The organism is Burkholderia sp. ZZQ-2 (genome assembly GCF_050768715.1).
GTDB lineage: Bacteria > Pseudomonadota > Gammaproteobacteria > Burkholderiales > Burkholderiaceae > Burkholderia > Burkholderia cepacia.
In genome coordinates, this window is the sequence record NZ_LDVA01000080.1 from 1 (window position 1) to 3,328 (window position 3,328).

Below are 3,328 nucleotides of genomic sequence, written 5' to 3' on the forward strand. Positions count from 1 at the left end.
CTCGTCGTCGTCACGGATCCGAAGACCCCGCGCCAGCCGCTGCCCGCCAGCGACGGCGCGGATTACCTGAAGACGATCCCCGGCTTCACGTCGATCCGCAGCGGCGGCACCAACGGCGACCTCGTGCTGCGCGGGATGTTCGGCTCGCGGCTGAACATCCTGGCGAACGGGATGTCGACGCTCGGCGCATGCCCGGGCCGGATGGATGCGCCGACGTCGTATATCGCACCGGAAAGCTATGACAAGGTCACCGTCCTGAAGGGGCCGCAGACCGTGCTGTACGGCCCCGGCGCATCGGCCGGCACCGTGCTGTTCGAGCGCGTGACCCCGCGATTCGACAAGCCCGGCATGCGCTTCGAGGGCAGCCTGGTCGGCGGGTCGTTCGGCCGCAACGACCAGAACATCGACGTGACGGCCGGCACGCCGGACGTCTATGGCCGCGTGACCGCGAACCACGCGCATTCGCAGGACTACAAGGACGGCAACGGCAACACCGTGCCGTCGCAGTGGGACAAATGGAACGCCGATGCGGCGCTCGGCTGGACACCGGACGACCACACGCGCGTCGAGCTGACCGCTGGCACCGGCGACGGCTATGCGCGCTACGCGGGGCGCGGAATGGACGGCGCGCATTTCCGCCGCGAGACGTTCGGCCTGTCGTTCGACAAGAAGCATATCGGCGACGTGCTCGACCGGATCGAGGCGCGCGTGTACTACAACGAAGCCGATCACGTGATGGACAACTACACGTTGCGGCAACCCGACCCGACCAGCAGCATGCCGATGCGGATGGCGTCGGAAGTGCGGCGTCGCACGGTCGGCGCGCGCGCAGCCGCGACGTTCCGTTTCGCCGGCGACTTCAAGCTCGTGACGGGCGTGGATGCGCAATCGAACCGGCTCGACTCGCGCTCGGCGATGGGGCGGCAGAACTACGGCGACCAGCCGTGGGATGCGCAGGCGACGATGTGGAACGCGGGCGTGTTCGGCGAACTGACGTGGTACGCGAGCGAAGTGTCGCGCGTGATCGGCGGCGTGCGCGTCGACTATGCGAGCGCACGCGACAAGCGCGCGACGACGAGCGGCATGATGAAGAGCAAGCCGAATCCGACCTTCGACGACGATCGCACGCGCGTGCTGCCGAGCGGCTTCATCCGCTACGAACGCGATCTCGCGTCGCTGCCCGTCACGTGGTACGCGGGGATCGGCCATACGGAGCGTTATCCCGATTACTGGGAGCTGTTCTCCGCGAAGCGCGGGCCGGCCGGTTCGGTCAACGCGTTTTCGGCGGTGCAGCCGGAGAAGACCACGCAGCTCGACATCGGCGCGCAATACAAGAGCGACCGGCTCGATGCATGGGTGTCGGCCTACGCGGGCTACGTGCAGGACTTCATCCTGTTCAACTACTCGGCCGGCATGATGGGCCCGACCACGCAGGCGACCAACGTCAATGCGCAGATCATGGGCGGCGAGGCGGGCGTGTCGTGGCGGCCGGTTGCGCCGCTGCGCGTCGAGACGTCGCTCGCGTATGCGTGGGGGCGCAACGTGGCAAGCGGCGATCCGCTGCCGCAGATGCCGCCGCTCGAGGCACGCATCGGGCTCGAATACACGCGTGGTGCGTGGTCGGCAGGGGGCCTGTGGCGCATCGTTGCGCCGCAGCATCGATATGCACTGAACGAGGGCAACGTGGTCGGCAAGGACTTCGGCCCGAGCGCCGGATTCGGCGTGCTCTCGCTGCATACGCAGTACAACGTGAGCAAGACCGTGCAGGTATCGGTGGGCGTCGACAACGTGCTGAACAAGGCCTATACCGAACACCTGAACCTCGCCGGCAACGCGGGCTTCGGCTATCCGGCGAACTCGCCGGTGATGGAGCCGGGCCGGACCGCCTGGGTGCGCGTGAGCGCGAAGCTGTAACGCGTCGCGCATGTGCGTTGCAGCATGCGCACGCATGAACGCGGCCCCGCCTGAACGGGCGGGGCGCGTCAACCGATTAGAGAACCGTGTCTAGTCAGGGCGCAAACGTTCGCGAGTCGTGATTCACTCCCGCATTCGACGCACACGGTGCGCGCGACGTTCGCGATGCAGGGTGTGTGTCGATCCGGCTTCATTCGCACCGGCAGCACAATAATCAGGAGAACATGCATGGCCAGGACGATGCGTTCCAGGGTGGTGGCAGGGGCAGTGGCATGCGCGATGAGCATCGCGCCGTTCGCGGGGGCGACCGCGGTGATGACGCTCGCGACGACGCACGCGGCAATGGCGGCGACCGCGCCCGCCGCTGGCTACGCGGCGACGCGTTACCCGATCATCCTCGTGCACGGGCTCTCGGGTACCGACAAGTACGCCGGCGTGCTCGAGTATTGGTACGGCATCCAGGAGGACCTGCAACAGAACGGTGCGACCGTCTACGTCGCGAACCTGTCGGGTTTCCAGAGCGACGACGGCCCGAACGGGCGCGGTGAACAGTTGCTCGCTTACGTGAAGACGGTGCTCGCGGCGACGGGTGCGACCAAGGTGAATCTCGTCGGTCACAGCCAGGGCGGCCTCTCGTCGCGCTATGTTGCTGCCGTCGCGCCCGATCTCGTTGCGTCGGTGACGACGATCGGCACGCCGCATCGCGGCTCCGAATTCGCCGACTTCGTGCAGAACGTGCTCGCGTACGATCCGACCGGGCTTTCGTCATCGGTGATCGCCGCGTTCGTCAATGTGTTCGGGATCCTGACGAGCAGCAGCCACAACACCAACCAGGACGCGCTCGCCGCACTGCAGACGCTGACCACCGCACGGGCCGCCACCTACAACCAGAACTATCCGAGCGCGGGCCTGGGTGCGCCGGGCAGTTGCCAGACCGGTGCGCCGACCGAAACCGTCGGCGGCAACACGCACCTGCTGTATTCGTGGGCCGGCACGGCGATCCAGCCGACGCTCTCCGTGTTCGGCGTCACGGGCGCGACGGACACGAGCACCCTTCCGCTCGTCGATCCGGCGAACGTGCTTGACCTGTCGACGCTTGCGCTGTTCGGCACCGGCACGGTGATGATCAACCGCGGCTCCGGGCAGAACGACGGGCTCGTGTCGAAGTGCAGTGCGCTGTACGGCAAGGTGCTGAGCACGAACTACAAGTGGAACCACCTCGACGAGATCAACCAGCTGCTCGGCGTGCGCGGCGCGTATGCGGAAGATCCGGTCGCGGTGATCCGCACGCATGCGAACCGGCTGAAGCTGGCGGGCGTGTAATCGATGACGGCACGAGGAGGACGCGCGCCGCTGGCGCGCCGCGCCGTGGTCTATGGTGCCGTGGGGCTGGCGGTGATTGCCGGCGTGGCGA

Annotated in this window: 2 protein-coding genes; both read left to right on the plus strand. The window is 67.2% G+C overall.

Translation table 11 applies throughout. The features are described 5' to 3' along the window. On the plus strand, positions 1 to 1,914 hold a 1,914-nt coding region (locus ABY44_RS03655; protein ID WP_431640871.1), incomplete at its 5' end, for a TonB-dependent copper receptor. A 228-nt stretch (positions 1,915 to 2,142) separates the two neighbouring features. Next, positions 2,143 to 3,237 (plus strand): triacylglycerol lipase, encoded by a 1,095-nt coding sequence (locus tag ABY44_RS03660; protein WP_060173146.1) that lies wholly within the window; start codon positions 2,143 to 2,145, stop codon positions 3,235 to 3,237. Positions 3,238 to 3,328: the final 91 nt, after the last annotated feature.